Annotated in this window: 16 protein-coding genes; 9 read left to right on the plus strand and 7 right to left on the minus strand. The window is 43.1% G+C overall.

Features of this window, described 5'->3' with window-relative positions; all coding sequences use genetic code 11:
* Positions 1 to 6: 6 nt before the first annotated feature.
* A complete protein-coding gene (locus AC2YIT_RS17810) occupies positions 7 to 957 on the minus strand; it encodes a hypothetical protein (RefSeq protein ID WP_487280058.1) in 951 nt (316 codons plus the stop codon).
* Positions 958 to 1569: 612 nt separating this feature from the next.
* On the opposite strand from AC2YIT_RS17810, the gene AC2YIT_RS17815 reads away from it, so the two are divergent.
* Positions 1570 to 3375 (plus strand): sensor histidine kinase, encoded by a 1806-nt coding sequence (locus AC2YIT_RS17815; protein ID WP_487280059.1) that lies wholly within the window; start codon positions 1570 to 1572, stop codon positions 3373 to 3375.
* 46 nt (positions 3376 to 3421) lie between these two features.
* On the plus strand, positions 3422 to 5740 hold the full coding sequence (locus AC2YIT_RS17820; RefSeq protein ID WP_487280060.1) for a ferritin-like domain-containing protein: 2319 nt from the start codon (positions 3422 to 3424) through the stop codon (positions 5738 to 5740).
* Between the two features lie 62 nt (positions 5741 to 5802).
* Here AC2YIT_RS17820 and AC2YIT_RS17825 read toward each other — a convergent pair whose 3' ends face one another.
* Entirely contained in the window at positions 5803 to 7281 is a 1479-nt protein-coding gene (locus AC2YIT_RS17825) for an FAD-binding oxidoreductase (RefSeq protein ID WP_487280061.1), read from the minus strand.
* Positions 7282 to 7479: 198 nt separating this feature from the next.
* Here AC2YIT_RS17825 and AC2YIT_RS17830 point away from each other — a divergent pair, with 198 nt between their 5' ends.
* The gene (locus AC2YIT_RS17830; RefSeq protein WP_487280062.1) at positions 7480 to 8133 is read left to right on the plus strand and encodes a response regulator transcription factor; all 654 of its coding nucleotides are present in this window, start codon (positions 7480 to 7482) and stop codon (positions 8131 to 8133) included.
* A 6-nt stretch (positions 8134 to 8139) separates the two neighbouring features.
* Here AC2YIT_RS17830 and AC2YIT_RS17835 read toward each other — a convergent pair whose 3' ends face one another.
* The 3 genes from AC2YIT_RS17835 to AC2YIT_RS17845 are packed head-to-tail and all read right to left on the minus strand — an operon-like array spanning position 8140 to position 11887.
* On the minus strand, positions 8140 to 8940 hold the full coding sequence (locus AC2YIT_RS17835; protein ID WP_487280063.1) for a hypothetical protein: 801 nt from the start codon (positions 8938 to 8940) through the stop codon (positions 8140 to 8142).
* Positions 8941 to 8946: 6 nt separating this feature from the next.
* A complete protein-coding gene (locus AC2YIT_RS17840; protein ID WP_487280064.1) occupies positions 8947 to 10287 on the minus strand; it encodes a hypothetical protein in 1341 nt (446 codons plus the stop codon).
* The gene (locus AC2YIT_RS17845; protein ID WP_487280065.1) at positions 10238 to 11887 is read right to left on the minus strand and encodes a hypothetical protein; all 1650 of its coding nucleotides are present in this window, start codon (positions 11885 to 11887) and stop codon (positions 10238 to 10240) included. The genes AC2YIT_RS17840 and AC2YIT_RS17845 overlap by 50 nt, the downstream gene beginning before the upstream one ends.
* 194 nt (positions 11888 to 12081) lie before the next feature.
* On the opposite strand from AC2YIT_RS17845, the gene AC2YIT_RS17850 reads away from it, so the two are divergent.
* The 6 genes from AC2YIT_RS17850 to AC2YIT_RS17875 all read left to right on the plus strand — a co-directional run bounded on the left by AC2YIT_RS17850 (position 12082) and on the right by AC2YIT_RS17875 (position 20829).
* A complete protein-coding gene (locus AC2YIT_RS17850) occupies positions 12082 to 13281 on the plus strand; it encodes a hypothetical protein (protein WP_487280066.1) in 1200 nt (399 codons plus the stop codon).
* A gap of 6 nt (positions 13282 to 13287) precedes the next feature.
* The gene (locus AC2YIT_RS17855) at positions 13288 to 14364 is read left to right on the plus strand and encodes an OmpA family protein (RefSeq protein ID WP_487280067.1); all 1077 of its coding nucleotides are present in this window, start codon (positions 13288 to 13290) and stop codon (positions 14362 to 14364) included.
* Positions 14365 to 14387: 23 nt separating this feature from the next.
* Entirely contained in the window at positions 14388 to 17261 is a 2874-nt protein-coding gene (locus AC2YIT_RS17860; RefSeq protein WP_487280068.1) for a tetratricopeptide repeat protein, read from the plus strand.
* A gap of 28 nt (positions 17262 to 17289) precedes the next feature.
* Entirely contained in the window at positions 17290 to 18882 is a 1593-nt protein-coding gene (locus AC2YIT_RS17865; RefSeq protein WP_487280069.1) for a DUF6734 family protein, read from the plus strand.
* A gap of 16 nt (positions 18883 to 18898) precedes the next feature.
* Positions 18899 to 19351: a hypothetical protein gene (locus AC2YIT_RS17870; protein WP_487280070.1), complete on the plus strand. Its 453-nt coding sequence runs from the start codon at positions 18899 to 18901 to the stop codon at positions 19349 to 19351.
* Between the two features lie 812 nt (positions 19352 to 20163).
* On the plus strand, positions 20164 to 20829 hold the full coding sequence (locus AC2YIT_RS17875; RefSeq protein WP_487280071.1) for a sensor histidine kinase: 666 nt from the start codon (positions 20164 to 20166) through the stop codon (positions 20827 to 20829).
* A 95-nt stretch (positions 20830 to 20924) separates the two neighbouring features.
* Here AC2YIT_RS17875 and AC2YIT_RS17880 read toward each other — a convergent pair whose 3' ends face one another.
* A complete protein-coding gene (locus tag AC2YIT_RS17880) occupies positions 20925 to 21959 on the minus strand; it encodes a collagen binding domain-containing protein (protein WP_487280072.1) in 1035 nt (344 codons plus the stop codon).
* Between the two features lie 8 nt (positions 21960 to 21967).
* Positions 21968 to 24472, minus strand: coding sequence for a hypothetical protein (locus AC2YIT_RS17885; RefSeq protein ID WP_487280073.1), 2505 nt, complete (start codon positions 24470 to 24472; stop codon positions 21968 to 21970).
* Positions 24473 to 25656: the final 1184 nt, after the last annotated feature.

The raw sequence follows: 25656 nt of genomic DNA on the forward strand, positions 1-25656 counted from the left end.
ATTTAATTATGTTCTTTTTACAGATGCATGTACATGTAGCAAGTTTTCATAGTAAACCCAATGAAAGCCAGCTTCGACAGCTAACCTGCCTAATCGGGGAAGTTTAGATTTGTCCAGATCGCTCGTGGTAAGATCCGCTGCCCGCCCCTCGTAGTGTAAACTTCTGCTGCTAGAGTGCTCACCTTTGTCATCCCAGGCTTCCGTTACGCGAAGTTTTACCGCTCCTCCCCATTCAGATTGCACCGAATCAGCCAGTAGGTCCAACTGCTCTTTTAGCAGAGGCGTCATCCACCTATCGTATCCATCACCCTCTTCGTCTTTGAAAACGATCTTTGCATTTTTGTTTTCAACCAAGGAATTGAACTCTTGGCTTCCTCGTAAAATTGCAGCCTGAAACGGGCCAGATGCGGAATTATCAGTCTCTGAAACGTTAGGAACCTTCTGACCAAGGGTCAAGTTGATCGATTCCAATCCAAAATCGGCTCTAACCGATGGAATATTAGTATCTCCTGGTTTAGGCGTGAAATTAGCCAGTCGAGAAATCACCGCACCTGTCAAACTTCCGAACAGACGGTTAGCACTATACCCAAAGACTATCCCATAGTCAAAGACCAAAAATTGTTTCCATCCACTTAGTTTGAGTTCGGCCGGCGCTCTAAGATTTGCTGTGCTCTTGGGCATCAAGTCTTCAATTCCTTTTAATCCATTTACCCACTCGTTTATGAGCGGAACAAGGAGTGCTCCGGCCATTCCCATCAGCAGGTAAGCTGCTAGTTCCCAATGCCTCTTCAATAAATCGAGTAGCTGAGCAAGGAATTTAGGAGCGTCTTGAACATTAAATGAAGGAGCATTGGTAGTTGAATCGCCTGGCATTCGCAAACCTTTGAAGAACACCAAGTAACTGAGCAGGCCTCCTAGTGTACCCGCTGCCATCAGCAAAATGATCAGTATAAGCATAGGTAGAAGTATTAAAACTTTATTGTTATACCTTGAAAATCTAGGCCCCATCTATGATTGTGCGGTGTAAGCCGAGAACCAAGCATCTAAAATTTGAACTGGTATATGTATACGTCGCCTTATTCATGTTAATTTAAAGGTAGTATCTACCATGCTGAATATTCCAGCTATGGGTATATTATGGATCTATGTCGGCAAGCTCATCAAACTGCTGCATGCACAAATTTGACAGATATCAATTGGATTGTCACCGTGGCAAATACCCTTTTCACTACCGTAGTTTTCCGGAAAGGAAGGGGAAATAAACGGTCAGGCTATTGATACTTAGCGCCAGCCAATACCGCAGAATCAATTTTTGCTAGCAGTAGCTAAGTTCTCTTTCTTTTTTGATAATTTCCTCATCAAAAATCTGGACTTGATTAAATCATAATCTGAACACGCATGGTGTCAACCGAACAGATTAGATGCATACCGTGTTTAGGCAACTCGAATACTTAAAATATAACCTAGACTTGACATGCGAACAAAGGAAAAAACGGAAATAAACGACTCCTGTTGACTTTGTTCAGCCCACAGCAAAATACACTGTCCCTCCTTACCACTCCTCTCAAAATGAAAATTAAGTTCGTCACCATCATATGTATTTTTGTTTCTTTACCGGTAGTCACAACTGCACAATCAGTGATTACGGCTCATCCCCAGTCGCGGACATTGATCGGAGAACATCTTGAATATTTTGTGGATAGTATGGGCACGTCGCAAGTCGACCAAATATCTCGTAAACATTTCATCAGATCCCAAGACCAGATCCTCAATCTGGGCCTTATTCCTTATACAGTGTGGATAAAATTTCATGTAAGAACATTAGGAAAAGATGATTTTTACCTAGAAGTCATGGCCCCATTGATTGAAAACTTAGAAATATACCGTAGTGAGGGGACTTACCACAAGAAATATTTCAGTTCGGGATTTAGCCATCCGTTTCACAAACGGCCCATCCACACGGAGAACCTGATATTGCCTCTCAATCTGAGACGAGGAATTATATATACGTTTTACATCCGAGCGAACACAGGTTTCAACTTTCAGATTCCAATGGCGATAGCCTCCAAGGAACAGTTGGTAGAGAGCGGTGAAATACATTATCTTTTTTGGGGGATCTATGTTGGTGTAATGATCTTTGCGCTGATATACAATTTTTTTATCTATCTCTCAGTCCGCGAAAGACGTTATCTATTCTATATACTTTATGTAATCGGGTCTACTGCATTTTATCTAAGTATTCAAGGTTTTGCGTTTCAGTTTATTTGGCCGTCGATACCTGCCATCAATAAAAATATTGTCGTTCTAATCTGTGCCACGAATATATTTATCACCTTTTTCACACTGGACTTCCTGAATATATCCAGACGAGAAAAGAAACTTTATTTCAGCGCGCAAGGTATTATAGTGGCTTTTCTCTTCATTGCCCTAATTAATATCTTTGGGTCATATGCAATGTCCGTCGGCCCAGCTCAGGCTTTGAGTCTGGTGATATGCATATTTTGTATTTATGCTGGTATCGACAGCTTGAAGCGTGGCATCAGGTCGGCGCGATATTTCCTCAGTGCCTGGACTCTTTTCGCCGTTTTTACAATGACATTCTTGCTTACAATAAATAATGTCATCACGAGTAACTTTTTCACCACACACTGCATTTTCATCGGGCACATGACCGAGGTGCTGCTTTTGTCATTCGCTCTCGCCGACCGAATAAATTCTCTGAAAAGAGAAAATGAACACTTCCAAAAAGAATTGGTCAACTCGCAACATAAGATCCAGGAACAAATTCTCCGACAGATCAGTCAGGAACTGCATGATAATGTCAGTCAGGTCCTCGGAGTCGTAGTCATCGATATTGACGCAATTCAAGACCAATCCAACGAGACGAAGCAAGCCTTAGAAGATGCACGAAATTTACTTTCTGATGCAATCAGCGACTTGAGGAACTTGTCTCGATCACTGAATACTGATTTTATCAACGAAATCGGATTGGAAGATGCACTACGCCATCAACTTTATATGCTCGGAAATACGAAAAGGTACAAAACTAGTCTAACCATCGACCACGAAAGCTATCGTCTTCCGGGCAATCAGGATCTTGTTGTGTTTCGGATGATGCAGGAGTTACTGCAAAATATTGTTAAACATGCACATGCTAAAACAATCGACGTCAGAATGGAGTATTCAAAGGATAACTTACTCATTCAAGTTCGGGATGATGGCCAAGGGTTTGATCCTTCAACATTCAGCAAAATTTCCAGTAGAGGAATTGGCCTTCACAACATTAAAAATCGCATAAATCTACTGCGAGGCTCTATAAATATCGAGAGTGAAAATAAGAAAGGGACCACCGCGACGCTTGTCATTCCTCGATAAATAGCGGATTCCTTTATTGTAAGTTCTAAAAACCAAATCTATTTGTATGGCTATTGACAACAGATCCGAATTAATTTATGCTTTGAGCGAGGTGGCGGAACTCGAACACACCCTAATGTGTCAGTACCTTTTTGCCGCAGCATCTTTAAAAATTTATCCCGAAGAATTGTCCGGCAACGGACGCGAATACTATCAGATTGAAATGATACGCAAATGGAAAAGGGAGCTATTACTTGTTGCCCGAGAGGAAATGCAACACCTAACATACGCTATAAATCTAATGATCTCTGTGGGTGGCTCTCCCAGCTTTACAAGACCCAACTTCCCGAATAAAACCCGTTTTTACAAGCAAACGAACTCCCCGGTAGGTGCTCTTATGACGCTCGAAAAGTTCGACGCGAACAGAATGGCGGCGTTTATTAAGTTCGAAGCGCCTCCTCCCCGAGAAGGTCACAAGAGCTTACTCGAAATGGGTATTCCTGAACCGAATTATTATAGTACATTACATCAGTTGTACACTGACATTCAATCGGCATTCACTGACGAAATGTTTATCAGCTATAAGGATCAGTACAGCCCTGTTGACGGAACTCGAACCACCCAAATATCTTACCGAAGTCCAATTAATAATGTCGTCACAAATGCCAGGGATGCTAGAAAGCTCATCGATCTTATCATGGAACAGGGCGAAGGGTCAGATGCCAACGATGAAAGAGCCCATGCTCGCATTTTCTCGAGTATTTACAATGAATATCTGGAAGAAAAGCTGATCGATGGCGAATTCGATCCATGCCGCAATGTGCTACCCAATCCAATGACTCGTATTGCTGATGATATTCAGCTCTGCCTGATCAATGACATTTCGCTAATATCTAAGGATCTTGACGAGGGTATCCCCTACGGCCTTTTGCAACTTTTCAATAGTGCCTATGAGTTAATGTTATGCTGGCTTTACCAGGTATTCGACCGACGTGGCACAACTGAGGAACTAGTAGCGATCGAATCGCTTGTCTTCTTGCCTTTTATGAGTGAAATCATTAGGCCATTGATGGAATTCTTGACCCAGATTCCAGTACGTGGTGCGAATGGCGAAAAAGCGCGTCTCGGACCTGGCTTCGAAATTAGCCCGAGCAGTCTCCTAATCCCCAAACCGGAACTTACGTTAATCCTCGGCAAAGAGCGCCTAAATACCTTGGCAAAATCGGCCAGCGAGATACTAACTCAGATTAAAAATTCCTCCCGGCCTGAGATATCGGCTCTAGCAGCAGATTTTGCATTTATTACTAAGTCGTTCCACATTCTTATCGACGAATTTGAAAGTAGAGTATTGTTCGGTGTGAAGAATCACCCTAATCCTGACTTCACATTTTCAGAAAATGCAGAGAATCTTAAGCCCAGGGAAATTAGACCAACCATGGTAACTTTGCTTGAATGGAACCTAAGGAGCCCCGCCGTTTTGCATCTGGAATTTCAGGGGTGGTTTCAAGTAAGGCTACCATCTGATCCAGATGGAGCTAACAACAAACGAGGAGTATCTGGAAACAGTTTTGCAGTAGGTAAGGAGCTAGATTTTGACAGAATTCTTCGTTTCCAGGAGTATAAACCCACCATGCGCTCCCACAGCCCTTGCGTCAATGTGTCCGTAACGCACGCGAAAATTCTTTACCCGCCGACCGATTTGAATCTTCCCGGTACAGATATTCCGCAATTTCTAAATGCTAAACTGAATTTATTAAATGACCCACAGTTTCAAGGGCGAAGTAACCTGATATCAGGTGTTGGTGAACCGATAGATCCATTTCACCTAGAAATAGTCACGACCGATAATGTGCGATTGATAAAGTCCGTGAATTCCGGAAAAGCCATTGATGACATGAGTCGTGCACAACGTATGGGAACTGGAAGATATTTCCGGGACGCTGCTATTCAGATCGATAAAACGAAGGAATATCTTAGCCGTATTGGTTATGCATCCCCTCATGAATTCTTAAAAAAAAGAATATCATTGTTGGAGAAGGATTTGGCCGAGCTTCAGTATACTCACAATGAGCAGGATGTAGAAGTCGTTACTATAAAACATCGACTAGAATGCCTCTACGAGACGCTGGCTTCCGCCGACGGAGCTCCGGTACCCGGCTTTATACGTTGGACCCGTTTATTCTTTCACTTCAATTACAGGCACAGCTTAAGCCGGTGCCAAGAGATCGATTTGAACGGAGTGAATCTCCCATTTAAATTCAAAGAAGAAGATCCGACAGACTACCGCACCAAATGGTTAATTGACTATAATATGGGTTTCTTTGATTCGGACTCACATTGTGGGTTTACATACGGGAGTATTCAGATTCCAATCGACCTGAAATAGCGAATCTTCTTCGATATCGTTCCCGGTCGATTCCAGAGCCGGGAACAATATTGGGCAAAGGACTATTCGATTTTCAGGTCTGAAAACATTGAAGGGGCTTCGGGGCATTTTACAACCCCACCAGCAGGGCAGGGAGAAATACTTTGTTCAAATTTAAACATGTTTTGCGGGTCATATTTTTTTTTCACAAATAGGAGGCTGTTAAATGCGTCTCCCCAATATGCCCATCGATAATTGTCAAAGCCTCGCATCGGATAGTTCTGATAGCGATGCTCGCTGTAATGGCTAGCCATCAGGTTTTCAAATTCCGCGAACCACCGCCTCGCCTCAGTCTCGGAAGTGACAACATTTTTCGTATCGTAATAGGAATTAGCAAAGAGATCCATAAAGACCTCCCGATGTATAAATGCAGACTCTTTAATCGGATAGCTCTGTATTGTACCGCCGTAAGGTTCAATAGCAATGAGATTGAAAGCATTGGGTGTAGTGGCAAAAAAATGGGCAACACTGGTCCATTCCACAAGAGTAAGTCTTTTCGAGATGTAGCCACAACGTTTAATAGGAAGCAAGACTATGTCTTTTCCTTTCGGTGGAGGGTTGAGAAGGCCAAACAATTCGTCATTTAGCGCTCCGTATGTCGAGTTTTTGCTAAAAATACACTCGGTTCCCGGCAGTTTCATAAGTGAAGCGATCGCTTCTTCTCCATCGGCTTGTGTTCCACTATACATTCCCAGCATAACAAAGCCCGGCTCCCTTTTTCCATCGGAGCCCTCTATACTCGCCAGCACTGCCTGATAGTTGACTTTTGAAAAGCGCGAATTCTTTGTATAGTTCTCCTGAAGTTCAACTAGAGCAATCGGAGCATCCACAAGCTTCCATTTAAGCGCAAAAGCCCAAACTAGGCCCAAGTCGTGTAATTTATAAGTTATGTCAAGCAGCACGCCGAAATTCCCGCCTGTGCCACCCCTAACCGCCCAAAACAAATCCTTATTCCTCGACTCGTGTGCTTCAACAACCTGGCCACTAGCAAGCATAACCGTGACACCAATCACATTGTCACTGTTTATCCCGAATTCTCGAGACGTATAGCCATACCCGCCTCCCTGCATATAGCCCGCTATCCCCACGGTATGGCAACCAGCCAATGGGATGTGAAGCCGGTGTCTCTCTAGCGCACGACCAATTTCTCCCACTGTCGCACCTGCCTCTACCTTCATTATTTTCTTATCTGGAAAGATCTGTATCGTTTTCATCCGGCTTACATCAATTATAAGCCCTCGGCCAGAAGAATACCCCGCAGTACTGTGTCTACCGGATCTACATACAGGAGGAAGATTATAATCCCTGCAAATGCGAAGCGCCAGTCTGACGTCTTCCAGGTCCTCACAGCACATGGTAATGTCAGGGGAATCGTCAGGAACCAGCATTTCTTTGGTAACGTGCATGAGGTCCGACATACTGGGTTGGAACATTGCACCATTATTCCATGTGAAGTATTTTCGAGATTCTTCCTTCTCAAGCATTTGGCTTTTTTCATCCATGTTTCTTCAATTTAGAGCCGTGAACATTCTAGAATTAGCAGATGAAGTCTTTATAGATTTCCTTCGGTATTGATTTAAGTATCAAAATGGAATAAATATGATACATTTCATTGATTAGTCTCTCTAATATACCCTTATTTATTACATAACTCCATTAAATTTGTAGGAAAGCTTTTTAACCTTCCGAAGAACTAAATCATGACAAAAATTGCCATCGTCGATGACCATGAGCTTATGGCTAAGGCTCTCTCCGGGCTTGTTCAAAAATTTGACGGATTCGAGGTGATATTTGAGGTATCCAGTGGAGCCGCGCTGATAGAGCGGTTGGGTCTGAATATGATACCTGATATCGTGTTGCTCGATGTCAGCATGCCCGATATGGACGGCTTTGAGGTTTCTTACTGGTTAAAAAGCAATTTGCCACACATCAAAATTCTTGCCCTTTCCATGAATGACAAGGAAGAGGCAATCATTAAAATGCTCCGTAACGGGGCTGTGGGCTACCTGCTTAAAGGCTGTAAGCCACAGGAACTCAAAATAGCTCTTGAATCTCTTTCAACAAAAGGGCATTATTATACCGATTACCTAACCAGTAGGTTAATCAAAGGCCTTAACCCGGATAATTCATCAACACCAGTTGATCAGTTGGGGTTGAACGATCGTGAAAAGCGTTTTGTCGAACTTGCGTGCAGTGATCTCACTTACGTTGAAATAGCAGATCGGATGTGTATCAGCCCGCGAACGGTTGATGGGTATCGTGAATCTGTGTTCGTAAAAATGAATGTAAAAAGCCGCGTCGGAATGGTGATCGAAGCAATTAGATTGAAAATCGTTGATCTGGGTATAAAATAACTTCCTTTATTTTCGCTTCTCTGGAAAGATACGCACAATCTGTTGTCTGGCGTTGGAAAGGACAAAAATATCTTCATTATGATATTGAAGAGGTCCACCAACACCGTTCGCGATCACCACAAATTGATCTCCATTATGTATTCCTACTTGCTGTTCACTACTGGCAATCAAATTATTCATCTTGTCAAAACAGAATCCATTGATCGGCTTATCCAGTCTTAGCAATGCTTTTGTATCATCTAACCGATACACCGCATTACCCATTGCAAAATAGATTTGAGATGAGGGGCTGATTTGCACCTGCCGGATAATCCCCGGTACGTCGAGCAACCATTTTACTTCATTTCCGGATACTATGCCTACCTTACTTCTTCCATTACAATATCCCCAGATATAGCAAACCTGATCTTTCACAATAAGATTGTATATACCTCTCCGTAATTGGCACAACAGAAGTTTTTGAATAGAAGCAGATGTCGAACTTTTAACATAGTATATTTCCGAAAACTTCTCACTGTTAGCTACTATAAACATCGCGGTGTCGTTGGCAACCGGAGCGAACGAGGTGAAAACAAAATCTGAAACAGGCGGTACAAACCAGGAAGAATCTTTCACCACATATATTCCACCCTCGTGCGGGACAAAAAGGTTGCCCTGGTCATTTACTAAAAACCAGTTTCGTAGCGCCTTTCCCACAGGCATTGCGATCGCTTCATAGCCATACCTAATATCTTTCCCTTGAGCGAAGGTTTTATTAGGTAATGCTGACATGATGGCAAGCAAGCAGCCGATAAAAAAACATCTCATAGCTTTCTAGTGTTTAAATGCATACCAGGCAGCGACACCCATTCCCGCCCAAACCGGAACACCCGCTATCGACATTGCGGCTGCTCCACCAACTACCACAATTGAATCGGTTATCGTCCACGGTTTTTGCTGAGTAGGCTTCACCAATGAGGTCAGCGCATACGCCGGGTTCAGCTGTCTCACTGTAGCGTCAAATTCGGCCTCTGAAAAATCATCCTGAAGCATCCGGTCCATCAAATGTGTAAGAACATCCTTCTGCCTTATCGCAATCCCACCTGTAAACTGCTGGATTCCCCGGATAACTGCATTCGGAGTGAAGGAGAAATACGTGTTTAACCCTTCCGTTGTCAGATTACCATTTCTGAATTCGTTGAAAAGGTTGGTATATCCCTGCATTTGCTGGAAGCGGTTAATCCCGTTCCGGATAAAGCCTGGCAATACGCTAGTAGCAATATCGGTGGGATCCAGAGCATCCTCGACAGTGCTCTTGAACTGATCAGCGTAAACGTTTGAGTATTCATGCGACTCATACTCGTCTATATTTGGATTTCCGGGGGCGCGAGTCATCCCATTTCCGATATTTCCATTTCCCTGAAAACCGATCGTTTCCTTCGGCATACTGATCCCGTTGATGCTATTGACAAGCCGGTCTTTGGTTTCGTTAAACATCTGTATCGCATCCTGCTTTGTCTGCTCCACATCAGCAATAATCTTTTGGCGGTAGGCCTGCTGCTCTGCTTCCTGCTGGCGGAGCAGGTCGTTAAGAGCTTGTTGCTTGGCTGCTTGCTCCTCCTCCGCCTTTTGACGCGCCTGCTCCGCTTTGGCATTCTGCTCAGCAATCGCTTGTTGTCGTTGCTGTTCGGCACGTTGTTGCTGCGCCTTTACGGCTTGGCCAATATTGTTCTCGCAACTTTGCTTTTTTGAATCGTATTGCGATTTGAGACTGTTATACTTGCTCAGATACCTTTGATGTGCTGCATCCATTTGCTTTTGACTCGCAGGCTTTACCTCTCCTTTTACATCTTTAACATGTTTGTAAAATCCCCCGTCGTAACTTCTGTCAAGCTCTGTTTTGCTCTGATTGCAAAGACTGCAGTACAAACCAGCCTGCATATCTTTTTTTGTTTGCTCATAGTCATTATTCAGCTCATTCACTTTATTATTGATATCGGAGAGCTCCTGGTCGCATTTTGACCGGATAGCCGCGGGATCTTGCGCCATGCAAATGGCACGCGCAAGCATAAGCAGGGCCGCAGCGAGTCGGAAAGGTTTATAGTGTATTCTCATATATAAATTGTTAAAAGCTGGAAAGCAATTTATCACTGAGACCAATGTTCCTAATCTCATTGTTAAGCACACGCGCCTCGATTTCTGACATTTGCATGAATATCTCGTCAAGAATTGTCTTGTCCTTCTGATAGTAGAAATTGTATAGCAACAACGACAATCTGGGTTTATCGGCTGCATAGCTAAGAAGTACATCCTTCACCAGCTCTGGGGAGGATGCGAGATAATAGTATACCTCACCAGCAAGTAAGGGGCGCCCCAGCTCAAGTGTCGAACCATCTGATGTGACAAAACTTCTGGCATCGATTTTAGATTCGACATCCTGGTACTGCTGATTCAATGCCAGACTTACCTGATCGGCTTGGTCAAAAGACACAGTGAGATATGTCTCGGCCTGACTCATATATGCGTCCGATACGGAATTATCGGTAGTGGATGCCGTGGCAACTGCACCTGCTGCGCTAATGAGCGCCATAATTCCTCCATAGGTCTTTTGGCTCCGTATTTCGCGGGCTTTGCTTTCTGCCTGGATACACAACTGGCTTATTTCGTCAATGCTCTCATAGTATTTGTTACGCTGAGACATCGCTTCGCCCGAACGTAGGTAGGCATCGTTCATCGCAGCCCCCAATAGAAAAAGCGATGAGGTGTGCTGCCTCTTGTCTGACAAAAGCTTATGCGCTGCTGAGATTTTACTAAACGCAATTTTTCTGACCATCGCACGCTCAAACGGGCTTGCGAGTATCGTGTTTGAAGCCATTAGTGCCGAAAGATAGCTGTTCAGGGAAGCACCCGCGTCCTGCTGCTCGGCGAGTAGACTGCCACAAGAAATATAGGTAATTGCAGGGATCAGAGATTTGTGTTGCGGAAAAACTAATGGTCTCACTGAGCCCTTTAAATTACCGGGGACATTGACGTTTTTAAAGAAGAATAACTTGTTCTCATTATTGAATGCAAATCTGCCATATAGCGTTTTTACATCATTATATGCCTCGCGGGATTTGAAAAATTTGACATTCGCATAGTTCCGCATTGTATCGACGCACTCAGAATGCGGCACCAAAAGCTGGATTCGCCCAGGTAGACATTCGTTGATCCGCTTCAATGATAGATTTTCCTGTACTCCTTCGTCAACCAACTTGATTTTAGAAGCCAATTTGTATTTGTTACCTGCAGTAAATTCTACGGCGATCTTGCCATAAATATCTTTCCAATCTTTTCCCGCAGTAACTTCCTTGAACTTTTTGCCATTCTTGTACAATTTAAGTTTTACTGATGTTTCGCCGAAAACACCTGTCACGGCATAGGGTGCAATAAACTGATAGTCTATCATCACCGGAAATAGAGTGTCTTTCTCCACTATAATCAGGTTCTTCTGCATGAGTTCAAACAGGGCAAAACTTCTTGACAGATTGGTAGCGGAATCAAGTACCATTCCGATACCAAGGTAAGGACGACTCGAAATGCTTGAAATCGTGAAATGATTCTTCCTTTTCGAAGGCTTCTTATCCTTTTTGTTATTGTTAGCTGGTGGGGCTGAATAGTAGAAATGCTTTTCAGCCAGATGAGCGGGCAAATTGAGCGCGACGACTTTGACCATTGAACACGCGCATATAAGGGCTACGAGAGCGTAGACTAACGGAAGTAGATATTTTTTCATAGAATTTGATGGGAAGAATGGGTTTTCTTTGCAAATCTCCACAGACTACCTAAGCTCTTCAACGGGAATTATACGGTGAAAACCGTTTTTTATACGGTAGTAATACGGGTGTATTTCGGGATGCATGGAAGTAGCCGTGGATGTACCTTTGATAAAGTCATCGCACCCCTATTTCATTCAAACAGCCTGATCCTATGAAAAACAACTACTTTTTTCTCCTCCTTATATTTGCCACTTTTCCGGTACTCGGTCAAGAATCAACCTATTTTGCTAATGGTAGCCGGTTTAATTTCAGATTGCTCGAAGCAAATAACAGCACGGTTCAGATTGGAGAGTCAAGGAACGGCCAGCTCGTGAAAAGAAATCTTCCGCGGGAAAATGTAATTCTGACTTTTAACGCGAAAGGCAATTACCTGCTCATAGCCGATCTCGATTCCGATGCAATACGCGCTGCCAATCAGCTGACAGAATTCTACAATGGTAGCGGCGCGAAGTCTGATATTATCATTACGGCGAGCCCCGTACAGGTGATCCCTTGCACTATAAGCTACAAAAGTGAGGATCTCGTCAATTACACAACTTTGCAGAACGTTCCCGGCTCACTCAATCAAAAAGACATTGTGCTAATTGTAATGAGGGATGGACAGCATGAATTTTCTCTGCCACCAGCAGAAGCGGTCACGAAACTAATGGCCGCCAAACAGAATATGCAGGTGCTCTTTAAGGCAGAGCGACAACCAACAGCGCGGCCCGAAACCGCTCAAGTAGTGGCAAGTGAGACTGCCCAGGTGCAACAGGCCTCCGCTGCACAAAAAACAGAGGTTGAAACTTCCTTGATACGTGCAACCGATACCGGGCCAGTGATTAACAAAGCGAGCCGTGTCCCTGGACTCAGTGATGCGGATATAGCGGCTTATGGCAAGAAAGGCATCCAAAAAGTCGATGAATTTGTACAGTACCTGAACGTTATCAGCGACAAGAACATCCTCCCTGAAAAAAAAGACGAGGCGATCGATCAGGCATTGAAACTGTTTCTCAAAGATGCTACTATCGAAGTGTCCTCACTGAATCGAAATGGAAAAAGAAAGTATCCGGTCAAAGACTACCTGACAAGGCTTAAATTACTGCCATATAGTTCAACGCAGATTTCGTGGAATGAAGTTAATTATATCAAAGACCTTACGTTGGCAGACGATGGAAAATACTATGGGATTATCAGCGGCTCTCAAACCTTTACCGGTTACTCGCCCACAAATCCCGAGGAAGTAATTTATAGCGACGTTACTCAAAAAACTGTGAAGGTACAGCTACAATCGTACGAAAAATCGGTAGAAGGCCAGCAACTTCTAAACTGGGAAATTCTTCTGGGAAATGTGGGTGTCAGTGTAAAATGATTGAGTATGATTTCTCAAATTTTCATACTTGCCACTTCGTTAATTTTGATTAACAAACCGGATACTATCGTTGTATCAGGAAAAGTGCTCAACGTAGAGACCCACATGCCCGTCAAGGCCGCAACAGTGAGGGAAGGCGCTAACAAACCAGGGACCTTTTCAGACAATGATGGGCATTTTCAAATGCCCGTGTATGGCCCTGAGAGTTGGCTTTCTATTGAAGCGCCGGGATTCGTACCGAGGAAGTATCTTATCAAGGCGAAAGATGCATTAACTCCCAATACCTATCAGATTACAATCAATCTGGTACCAAAGGAGCGACAAACAATAGGCGTTCCTTTTCACCAGTCAGAACAGGAGTCATTCGTTTTGAACCAGCAATCATCCCAAATTGGCTCGTTCTCCAAACGTATATTTAGGATAGTTGACAGGCGCACACATAGACCATTGACCGGCCAGGTATGCCTCTTTTTTACGAAAAGCCGCAAGAAACAATGCGCCCAACTAAATGATGCAGAAAGTTCCTTTCAGGTTTCGTTTTCAGCTAGAGACATCATTGCGATTGAGGCCTACGCGAATCATTACCAACGTTACTTTGGTAACCTGATTCTTGATAATCTCGACGGCAACAATCTCGAGTATGTCATTAAGATGGATAGCGCATCGGGTACAATCAATTTGCCAGGAATTTCCCGGCAGGCTTTTTTAAAAAACACGTTAACTAGTGCAGTTAATCACCCAGAACCTGCACCTATCACACTATACTTTGCCCAAAGCGCCTATGATTTAAGCGAGCAGAGCCGGCTGCTGCTGGATACCGTTGCGGTGATCCTGAATAGCCATCCTAAATACCGATTAATTATGACCGGCCATACCGACAATGTGGGCCACGCTCTTCAAAACCAAATTCTCTCAGAATACAGGGTTCGGATAGCATGTACTTATCTTACGCGCAGGGGCATCCCACCGGCTAGAATGTTCTTATCAGGGAAAGGAGAAGCATATCCGGCGGCGCCTAACCTGGATGAAACAAGTCGCAGCAAAAACAGGCGAATTGAAATCGAAATCATTGCGGATAACTGATCTAGCAAAACCAAGAATTCATTATGTGCACCCTCCCTTTGACTAGCTGCCCGGTTTGTGGCAAACATTTAAAAACGATATTACTATTTTGCCTTACGGTCATTGTCTCCGCACATCTCTGGGCACAAGACACACTTAGCTTGCACGACAGTCAGGAAATACAGTTTCTGTCTAAAAGAAAGATTGAAAAAGGTTATGCCGACCTTTTAAACACAATTACTTTCGAGGACGTAGGCGATTTTGAGCGGCAAGCGATCATAGCCGATAGCTACGGTAATTCTATAAACAAAATTTTTTACGACAGCCTAGCTGTGATCGAAGATGATATCAATCCCGAGCATAAAACCGCAGACAACACTATTGACCTTGCAGTTAGTAAATACCTTCGAAACTTCGAGCTTTTTTATCCGAAGAGCGTCGATCGTACAATTCAGCTTACGGATTTCACGGTATCAAGTGTAAAGAAGGCAGACTATTATTACACGAAAGTCTATTTCACCTCACTTTTCAGCCAAAAGCACATTCAAAGCAAAATCCATTACGAGCAACTAAAACGCGTAGCTGAATTAAGGGCGGAAAAGGATGGGAAAAAGTGGCAGGTTTACGTAAGTCGTATTGCTTTTGTCCCACCAGACGATTCCGTAACATCCCTTTTGAACGACGTAGTTGTCGATCGCACTGGCTCACAAACTGAGGAAGGTACGGGAGCAAAAATAGCACTAGGCGAGCAGGTACGGGAAAAAGAACGGGCCGAAGAACGGGCTGCGCTGGCAGCCTATAACATGTATCTTTCCGCAGGCGACGATGCATTCCACAAGAAAGACTACATTAAAGCGCTGGAAGCATACACTGAGGCTGAAAAGCGAAATCAGTTCGATGATTTGCTGCCGCGGAGAAAGTTATACCAGGTAAAACAGGCGTTCGAGAGGGAAAAGCAAACAGACAGCCAACTTCTCAAAGAATATGCCGCCAAGGCCGTGCTCGCAGAAAAAAAGAGGTACTATGCGGAAGCTATCGCCAACTTCAAGAAAATATTGGCATTGCGGCCAGACTCCATTTCGATCCAGAACTCCATCAAAATTTTGAATGAAAAATCAAGCGTAAAGGCGGAATTAGACGAAAAATATAATTCAGGGAAATATGCCGAAGTGATTCGTGATTACTCAAAGATCCTTAAACGGGATAAGGAAAACCCTGATTTTTATCTTGGCCGAGGCATGGCGTATGTAAAAGCGAATCAACCGGAAAAGGCATTGAAAGATCTCACCCGCTCGATAGAGCTCGATTTTTCTAACCTCGCAGCAATACGCGCCCGCTCAGATTTATACGCCGAAATCAATGATTTTCCCAAAGCAATCGCCGATCTGGCCAGTTACCTGAATATCGACGACGCTGACTCCGATGTACACTTCAGACGGGGAGGGCTTAGGATTGCTACAAAAAATCATAAGGGGGCACTCGAAGACTATGGGAGAGCGATTGCACTGTCTCCTAAAGTCCCTGGATATTGGTTCGGGCGCGGCCAATTACACGTCCAAATAGAAGACTATCGGGCTGCCATCATAGATTTCACCTCCGCCATCAACCTCGACGCAACTTATCAGGAAGCATATTACCACCGCGGGCTGACAAAATTAAAGCTCGGAATGGCTGATCAAGCAAGCATTGATTTCAAGAAACTAAGGCAATTCGGCATAAAGCCCGACCAAGAACAAAATATTTCGCTTATCGCTGGCGGCTACCTCGAGAACGGCCTCAAATCACTGCACGCCAATCAAGTTAAAGAATCCCTTCGGCAGTTCGATGACGCCATATTGATCAAACCAGAACTGGCAGATGCTTGGTTTCATCGCGGTAATGCGCTATTGATGTTGGGTGACACAAACACCGCATTAGTATCTGTTTCAAACGCAATTTCCTATCGTCAGACATATCATGAGGCATACTTCCGCCGAGGACAAATCTTGTTCAATCTTAAAAGATTTGCAAAGGCTGCTGCTGATTTCCGATCCAGCGCCGACATACACCCTACCAACTATCTTGCTTACGTCGGTGAAGGCAATGCATTATTTGCACAAGGTCTCTTCGAAAAAGCGATAGTAAGCTACGAGTTTGTAAAAAGTAACGAGCGAAAAATAGGCAATAGCGTTCCTGGTTCCGTTTTGGTAGAAGTGTATAATAAGCTTGGTCTCGCTTACCAAAGCCAAATCCAACCCGATAAGGCAATTGAAGAGTTCAACCGCGCTATTGATGGAAATAATCTTTATTGGGATGCATATTTTAATCGGGGAACCGTGTACCTGGCAGCCGGCTCATTAAGAAAAGCCATCTCCGACTTTAAACGCGCTACCGATCTAAATCCCGGAAATCCGGCTTTCAACCTAATATTAGGAAAAGCCTTAGAACAGGACGAAAGATTCATTGACGCAATAAAAAGTTATGCGGAAGCTATTGAGAAAGACACGTCAAACGCGTGCTGCAAAGCGGCCGCACTTATGGGAATTGCCTTCTGCAACAGCCGGGCTGGTCTTTTCTCCAAATCGGCAGAAAATTATGAGGATGCTTTTCGACTTGCCCCCGGCACAGCTACAGACCAAGCCCTGCTCGATGTCGGGTACGCCCACATTCAAAACAGCTCTCCAGATCAAGCCATAAAACGGCTTTCCCAAGTCTCCTCCGCCAGTCCGTTACGGGGAGAAAGTTTCTATGCATTAGGTTGCGCATTTCTTCAGATGCATCACACCGAAGAAGCCCTCAAATGGTTTGAAAAGTCGTTCCGAACCGGGTTGATTTCAAGATCTTTTATTCGAAAAGATAGGCTTCTGGAAAAAATTGATAGGTCGTTTAAGCAGCAACAAAGGTTCAAGGATCTCATGATGCAAAATGTGCTAAGATAGTCTACTTTGTGCACAATACTTTTTAACTATGAAATTAGTCCAATCTACATGGTTCAATGGTTACGACCAGATAAAAGGCAACTGGCCGGACGAAAAGTTCGCTCTCTTCAGCATCGGGCTCAGCTATCATCTATTGAAGCGACAAGGTATTCCAACTTGCCTCTACACCAATACCATAGGATTTGATGTAGTTGTAAATCTGCTCGGTCTTAAATACGACGAAGTCCAACTTTGTTTAGATCGATCTGAGCTTGATATTGAAACGAATCAGCTTTTTGATAAATATTGGTCGCTTCATAAGTTATATACATACTCACTGCAGACAGAGCCATTCATTCACTTCGACAATGATGTATATTTCTTTAAGAAACTCGATAGTTCCTGGCAGAATGCAACTCTCGTAGCTCAAAACAAAGAAATCGAATTTCCTTATTATACCATTTGCTTAGAAGAAATTCAGCGACACTTTACACAAATTCCTACTTATCTAGCTATGGACTCTCGGGTCGTCACCGCTGTAAATACCGGTATTTCAGGTGGTAACAGAATCGATTTTTTTAAGCTACTATATCCAGAAGTTATCGGCTTACTAACCAACAATCAGTCTCACCTTGACAATCTTACTGACGGTTTTGCCAATATATTTATTGAGCAGTGCATTATGAAAAATTTTGCCGATCACCTGGGCATTCCATTTAAATATATTTTGCCAAACACGATAGATCGATCTAGGGACTATCGTGTGAATAAATTTCATTTACTGCCGGATAAATCCGACTACATCCACGTAATGAATTACAAGTCGAATGCGACTATTTGTGAGTCAATTGCCCGAATGTTGCACCATACCGATAAGAAACTGTATCGCCACTGCACCCAGGTGGCAAAATCACTTCAAGGTGTTAGGCACCCCTCTTTTGGTTTCAGATCTTACAACAACGAAAATGATATTTCCAGTTTACTGAAACATTTCTTTCGGCGCACTTATCGCATTTCGATATTATTATCTGATATTCCGCTAAAATTCGAATCGCTTGAACAGCTAAGCGAATCAATTTACTCGATTGGAAAAATGGTTCGAGAAGAACTTTTTGACATACTATTGGATGCCTTTGTTTTTGAATTAGATCGTTACGAGTTCTTTAAAAAATTAGACAAAAAAGCAATTGTTAGCATGTATGAAATATTCACGAAGTCATCAGAATACAAACAAAATTGGAAGCGATCTACTATAAAACTTACGAATTCTGTCAAATTTATCGAAAGTCGATGGAATTGGGTTGAAGGAAATGAGTTCTTTGAAATATCTCCGAATCAATACTTAGATAATATAAAAAAACCACCAGGCCACTTCTCGACATTAATTTATTACTACCCTGAGCAAAATATCCCAAAAGAACATTTATTAGGTATCTGTGACACAATAATTGTCAAATCATCGGAAGAAACCATATCAATAGAGCATCTTATAAATCTGGTTAGACAATCATTAATAGACCAACATTCAGTCGACTTTGGCGAAGATCATATTGTAGAAAGGATTCGATTTTTCATTTTTCAAGGAGTATTCTCACTCAGAAACAAAAGCCTTCATAAAAGTAATCAAAACGATTTTTTATAACTTAAACGGTAGTATTATGGTAAATGTATTTGTAGTACCCAGTCTCCTTCCAGCAGCGCTTCAAAATCATAACTTCGGCGCTCCCGTTCATCCATGTGACATTGCCAAGATGGTAAAAACTTATCGAGACAAAATCAGGGAAAACACGCCAGTGAGGGATCCTCCTCTTAAGTTGGAGCATAAAATCGAGTCGAATAATGAGTATCTTGCGCTACGAATAAGTCAGCAGTCGATTGACCTTGTTCGCTCACAGAAGGGATGTGAAGATTTGGTAGCCCTTTTTTCGGTAGAGCCAGGAATTGATCGGAATACCATTATTCTCATGGCCCTTGACTCAAATGGGGACCTACTCCGGGATGCAAGTGGAAATTTTGGACAAGCTGAGGAGACCTGGCCTGTGAAACTGGCCGTGAACGCGAGTGATGAGGAATTTAGTGCATTTTTTAAACATGGAGCCCCTTGTCCATAAACAGCAGGACACCTCCAGTTTACATTTAAACCAGCATTCTATAACTTATCCATAAGGCTTATGAAATATCTCTATTACGCATTGATGTTCATTTGCCTTATGGTTTTTATGTGTCGCAGAAAGGATCTTGGTAAGGATCTGATGTTACTTGGACCATTACTGGTTTGCTCCATAGCTGTGGAACTAGTAACAGATTACCAAAAAAAGATTCTTTGTATGGAAGCATGGTATCAGTATCATATTTATCAGCCGGTAGAATACATTCTTTTGGCCATAACATTTTACAAAAATATTCGAAATTCTTCAGTCAAAAAAATAATTTTGGCTTCAATTCCCGTTTTTGTTTCTACATTATTAATCTATTACTTTTTTCAGCCGAAATCTTTCAATACCGAAAAATTCATTGACTTCCAGATTGAGAGTTTCTTTCTGATTATATGGGCCATTTTGTACCTTGTTGAGATTGTCAATACGGATGTCGTAATTGACTCCATTTTTCGATTACCGGTTTTCTGGCTGTCGTTTGCGGTGTTGCTTTTTTACGCAGGCGATATTTTTATTATTGGCTTTCGTGACTTTCTTGCCAAGTATGATTACAAAATGAGGGAAACGCTCATGCTCGTCCCACGCTGCCTGAACCTAATATTCTATTTAATGATTATAGTCGGATTGCTATGCACTCGTACACGGAAGAAATCCTCTTCAGTATAGTACTCGGCACTGCATTGTTACTTTTTTTCGTAGCAATCTTTGTCCTGGTGATACTTAAATTCCAAAAGAATCAATTTCGTAACCGACTCGAACAGAGCCAGATGCAGAAAGAGTATAATCAAGCAATATTGCATGTCCAGATCGAAGTTCAAAACAAGACAATGCAGCGTATCGGCGAAGAGCTGCACGACAATATCGGCCAACTGCTCTCTGTAGCTAGGATTCACCTCAATATTGTAGAGGAGACCGGCTTGCAGCAAGATAATATTGAGATGATTAAGGAAGCTAACAACCTTATAGAAAAATCACTTGTTGATTTACGCTTGCTTACAAAAAGCCTCGACAGTGATTTCCTGAAGGATTTTGGTTTAGTTCAAAGTATTGCACAAGAACTTGTTCGAGTCCAAAATGCCAAAATCTTTGACACTGACTTTGAAATTCTCGGCGAACCTTACTCTTTTGGTGTGCAGCATGATATTGTGGTATTTCGTGTCGTTCAGGAAGTTCTCCAGAATTCCGTCAAACATTCCAGAGCAAAAGATTTTAAAGTAGTCATCAATTTCGGTGAAGAGGTATTTAGCCTCATGGCAGAAGACAATGGGCTCGGCTTCGATTTTTCGTCAATAGCCGAGTCACCGATCGTACAATCTGGAGCTGGTCTCCGCAATATCCAGCGACGCATTGCACTTCTTGGCGGAACGTGCTCGCTGGAATCCTACGTTGGGAAGGGGACCCGTGTTGCAATTTCAATTTCTCGAAAAATCTGAGGTCAGTGCTCCGATTTATCTCCCCACCAAGCCCCCTTCTCTCTATCATTCAAAAACTGTCGCCTGTAAAACTTACTGTTGTCACTAGCTCTGTGTTATGGAACCGGAATTTCAAGCTCGGCCGGTTGAGCCTGATCACCCGCCACCATTACTGGCACACCGATTTGCCTTGGCTTGTTCGTTTCCGAAAAATCTGCAGCGATGGCTACATGGTACCTGCCGGTGGCAAGATTCTCGAAAAATACCTCACCTTTCGCAGATGTAACTTGCATGTCGATAAAACCGTTAGGTCCGTTGTTTTTGTTATAAATTGTCTCTGCCTGCACGCGACTCGTAAACAAATAAACACTTACATTCGCTAAGAGATCGTTTGTTTGTTCATCAGTAACTATTATGCGTATACGTCCTTTACTAGTTGACGGCTGTAATGTCAACGGCAAGGGGTCTCTGGACAATTTTTCAGCCTGTGTCCAAGTGGACAACACTTCTTGGGTCTTGCGATCAGTGAACTGATTGGAAGTTTTGCCCACAATTATGTAGTCAGCTGTTTTCAGATTGCTAAAAAAAGCTACTCCCTTCTCATTAGTGATGTTCCTTTGAACATAACCCGTTGGGCTCGCGACATTGATGCTGGCAGCTTGCTCGTCGTTTGTGAAAAGATAGACGTCGACACCATTGACTGGTTGTTTGGCCGGATCAGCATCTTGTACAATTACTTTAAGAATACCACCCGGATATACCGGATTCAAGGTTAGTACTAAATTGTGTGCAGTTGATTCCTCACTTTTGGTTAGATCCAAATTGCCTTCATAGGTCAACCCTGCGGTATCTGTATAGCGCCCGATCAGATGTAATTTTTCTTGTCCGTCAGGCTTATATGGGAAAGTGAATATCCCGTCCCTATCTGCTGTGATCTTATAAAGATATGGGCTAGCGGTACTATTACTTGACAGAAACACGACTGCATCCTTTGCCGGAATGGCATTGGTCCCCGTAAAAACGTTCGAAAGCATTACAGTTCCTTTGATCTCTATCTGCTCATAGAGCGGGAGATCATAGTCAGGAAGGAATTCAAAATTGCATCCGTCAACCAACAGAAGAAGCGGGAGCAGTACAAGTATTTTTTTCATTTGAGTGATCATTTAAAAATGCCAATAAGATTTGTTACGATGTTCGGGTCGACACTTAACCCAAAAAAAAGGAATCCCTTGGGTCGCTCAATTTCGTTTTTGATGTGGCTATTCTCCAGCTCGTAGTGCTTCTGAAAAATATAGTTAATTCCTGCGATGAAACTAAGTCCGGGTGTGAGGTCGGCTCCTAGGCCCAGATAATAGTTTTTGAGAAACTTGTGTCTTACACCAAAGCCTGCTGTAAGAAAAGCTGTATTCACGAAATGTGCATTTCCTCGTGCGATGTTGCTTGACTCATTGAATTTATCGCGAATGATTCGCCTCGTGGCGTTATCGCGAAATGGATTTGTGCTCATGGGATAGAATTTCACACCCGCAAGAATTTCAATATTATCGAAGTCGTTACCTGAAACGAACGTCCCTGTCGAATCATTGAACACCGATCCCGTCCTTGACGCGGGAACGTATGCAACTCCAACAGTCGGCCACCATCGCGCAGTTTCGGTTTTGTAATAAGTCCGAGCTACATCGGGCGATTTGTTATCATTCTTAAATTCCTCATATCTAACTTTTTTGGACGAAACCATTTCAAGTTTAGCTTCGGGGTATTCGAGGATGGTTTTAAAATCGGGAATGTGTTCGTTGAGCTGATCTATTTCTACAACCGGTATAGTTTGTTCCAAAAGCCACTGTATGCGTTTTTTTGCCAACTGAAAATTTTTGACGATGATCTCGTAATCGACCATGTCGGTTACACCCCGATGCGTATAGAGATATTGAACAAACCTACTCCTCGATTGTTGATGAAGAAGCCGCTCGAGATCCCTCAGATCAGCGTGCGACAATACTCCACGAATGGAATTGGCAATTTGATCCCTATTGTCGTAAGTAATGAATGAGATCAATTTACTAGCGGAATCAGCGACCATCTGTTGCAGAGCCTTAAGCTGTATTCTGTCACGCTTAATCTCATCTCGAAGTACCGTTTGTTCTCGAAAGCCAGGAGCCCTAATTGCCTTTTCCTTCTCCTCAATTTTATCTTTTATATCCGCAATATCTTGTTGTTTCTCTTTGAGGTCTAGAAGCAATTTTGATGATAATACTGCATAGTTCTCGGCTGCTCTACTTGACGGTACGTTAATGGAAAATCCAAACGCTGAGGCTAATGCTTTTGCTGCAGGAATAGCAGCTTTCAATGCACCTGTGATAGGTTCCAGTACTTGTTCGACTTTCGTTTTCGGCTGATACGCTTCTTCCGTTGCTTTCAGTGATAGTGAGTCGGAGTATTTTACATTGTGAAACATTGCAATCACTTCATCTTGCGGAGCGACTAAATGAGGTAGCTCACCAATAGGAGTCATAAACCGGAATTTATCCGAAGCGTCAAAGTGGTGGATCCACATGATATGTTCCGACGTCGAGCCGACCACCTGTCCCTTGTAGAGGAGGCGTCGATTGACGGAAACTCTCTTTAACCAGTTTTGATATTCTATGGCTATTGATGCCAGCTTCAATTTCCTTTTTCTTTGAGAATCAAGTTCCGTTACCAGAGAATCTGTCTTTTTTGTGGCATTTTCGTAGGCGAGCCGCCCGAAATTGCAGCATTCCGTATATTTACTCAATAAGGCAAGTTCCTTCTCGCTAGCAACAATCTTTGCGTCTAAATCGGCAATCAATGCATTTGGATTGAAGGTTGAAAAAGGGTTTAGTCTTATATCGCCGCCGGTTAGCCACAACCACCTTTTGATCCATTCCCGATTATCATCCACTGTCTTGCAAAACATATTGTTCAACAAACTGATGCCTGCATCGACTTTTACAAATTGGTCAACTACACCTATTTGGAATGTCAGAGGAGGGTCAGCGCCAGGTGGACAATTTCTGACCGAGTCCTGATAGAGATATCGGTCAATGAGTGGAAAACTCTTGCGAAAGACGAGACTCAGCGAATCAATAAGAGTAGTGGTGTGAGGTGATACGCCTTTATAGTAGTCCCTGGAAGCTTTTAAATGTTTACTGACGATCTGGTTATCGAAGCTTTCCCGCCAGATTAAAAAAGTTTTAGGCTTACCTCCCTGTTTACCCAAATCCAGAAAGGCATGTTGTCCGGAACTTTGCGAGGCTGAATCGACGACTACGGCGAATTTGGTGGAGGGCAGTTCTGCAACTGGGAAGTACGGATTCAACGTGTCATAGATCAATACAGACTTACCGGTAAGCGTTTTATACCAGACCGGAAAGATTCCTTTCGAAAACTGATAAAACTCTTTGAAAGCGCTGTCCGAAGCGACAGGGAAAGTTGAATCGGCCGCTTTCTTGATCAGATGCACAAATTCAGAACCAGGAACTTTGATAGCGGAAATATCTAAAATAACATTCCCCGGGTAAGCGGAAGGGAGTCGCGAACCGCTCATTATTCTCCCGTCTCGTCCGAAACGGATGGTGTCGTTGCTTTTTTGAGCAAGTACGGAGTGCGCAACACAAAGGGAGAGCGCAAAAAGTAAAATTTTCATAGTTGGAAATGACGAGATGGTTAAAATTAGTACTGTTGCAATCAGCAGTCCTAAGCAATCCTCTTGCAGGGAGTTACTTTTGAAACAGCCGGGAAAGGAGTTTCAAATCCCATGTCATAGAGCTAGTTCGGGTTCTATCGAGTAGATCCCCCTTGCCGAGGAACGCAGATGAATCGAGCTGAATTGATTATTTGTACGCGTGGCAAAAACTTTTTAACGATAACGCAGGTGGCAAGTCTGAGCGAGGAGGATTTGAAAAAGTAATTTGACGGGTTTCCATGATTGCATTGATTAACGCGGTTAGATAATTAGGTCGACTCCAACTCAAAGTTCACTCTGCAAGCAGGTATCCACACCGGGAATTATACCGTGATTTGTACCGTATTTTCACGGCATTTGTGTAAACAAAATTTAGACTTCTATTTTTTCCCTCTTTCCTTTAGTACTAGCACATTTCTTCCAGCCAAACGACTTATTTGCAAATGAGCCAGCGCAATCCGGCAATTGGAGCATATTCGATCATTAATGTGCCGAGAGTTGATTAATTTACCAGTAGATGTTTGCAAATTAATTGGAGAGAATTGCCACAGGATGGATTATTATTGCGTTTCTAGAACCAAATTTGATTCCATCTTAATAGTGGTTGGAATAGTCTGCTCAAGAGACTTGATCTACCATGACAATGCGACATACTTCCAGACCGTAACAAGCTTTACCTGCTTCGCAAACTTTTTACATGGTTGATTGATGCCGCTTTGATAGTCTGGAAGCTGAATGTGCACAATGCACTTTACGGAATCTTTCGAAAAGCAATGGGTTTAATCAGATCGTCACCGGCATCAAGCTGATGATCTTTGACAGCATATTCAGTGTATGCGGTAGTAGAAACCACCAACTTTTCCTCAGGCGTCTGCCTAAAGCTGATCCCATTGATGTCAAGCATCTGAATATCCAGGAAAAGTAGGTTGAGGTCGGCGAGATGAAAGGCGATACGCAATGAGTGTTGCGCAGGATATGCGAGCTACTGTCGCTTCTTAACATCGGCCAGACCTATCCCGCTATGTTCTCCCCGTCGTCGATTCGGCTCTTTTGTTGTTAATGCATCGAAAGGACATCATATCCCGAATGTGCCCTGGCGCTGGTAAACACCGGATTTCAATCTTTGCATGTCAACGATGTCAGGT

This window comes from Dyadobacter sp. SRI_021, assembly GCF_057586235.1.

Coding starts and splice junctions, on each gene's coding strand:
- AC2YIT_RS17810 (WP_487280058.1), bottom strand. CDS start 957: ATGCTTATACTGATCATTTTGCTGATGGCAGCGGGTACACTAGGAGGC.
- AC2YIT_RS17815 (WP_487280059.1), top strand. CDS start 1,570: ATGAAAATTAAGTTCGTCACCATCATATGTATTTTTGTTTCTTTACCG.
- AC2YIT_RS17820 (WP_487280060.1), top strand. CDS start 3,422: ATGGCTATTGACAACAGATCCGAATTAATTTATGCTTTGAGCGAGGTG.
- AC2YIT_RS17825 (WP_487280061.1), bottom strand. CDS start 7,281: ATGGATGAAAAAAGCCAAATGCTTGAGAAGGAAGAATCTCGAAAATAC.
- AC2YIT_RS17830 (WP_487280062.1), top strand. CDS start 7,480: ATGACAAAAATTGCCATCGTCGATGACCATGAGCTTATGGCTAAGGCT.
- AC2YIT_RS17835 (WP_487280063.1), bottom strand. CDS start 8,940: ATGAGATGTTTTTTTATCGGCTGCTTGCTTGCCATCATGTCAGCATTA.
- AC2YIT_RS17840 (WP_487280064.1), bottom strand. CDS start 10,287: ATGAGATTAGGAACATTGGTCTCAGTGATAAATTGCTTTCCAGCTTTT.
- AC2YIT_RS17845 (WP_487280065.1), bottom strand. CDS start 11,887: ATGAAAAAATATCTACTTCCGTTAGTCTACGCTCTCGTAGCCCTTATA.
- AC2YIT_RS17850 (WP_487280066.1), top strand. CDS start 12,082: ATGAAAAACAACTACTTTTTTCTCCTCCTTATATTTGCCACTTTTCCG.
- AC2YIT_RS17855 (WP_487280067.1), top strand. CDS start 13,288: ATGATTTCTCAAATTTTCATACTTGCCACTTCGTTAATTTTGATTAAC.
- AC2YIT_RS17860 (WP_487280068.1), top strand. CDS start 14,388: ATGTGCACCCTCCCTTTGACTAGCTGCCCGGTTTGTGGCAAACATTTA.
- AC2YIT_RS17865 (WP_487280069.1), top strand. CDS start 17,290: ATGAAATTAGTCCAATCTACATGGTTCAATGGTTACGACCAGATAAAA.
- AC2YIT_RS17870 (WP_487280070.1), top strand. CDS start 18,899: ATGGTAAATGTATTTGTAGTACCCAGTCTCCTTCCAGCAGCGCTTCAA.
- AC2YIT_RS17875 (WP_487280071.1), top strand. CDS start 20,164: ATGCAGAAAGAGTATAATCAAGCAATATTGCATGTCCAGATCGAAGTT.
- AC2YIT_RS17880 (WP_487280072.1), bottom strand. CDS start 21,959: ATGAAAAAAATACTTGTACTGCTCCCGCTTCTTCTGTTGGTTGACGGA.
- AC2YIT_RS17885 (WP_487280073.1), bottom strand. CDS start 24,472: ATGAAAATTTTACTTTTTGCGCTCTCCCTTTGTGTTGCGCACTCCGTA.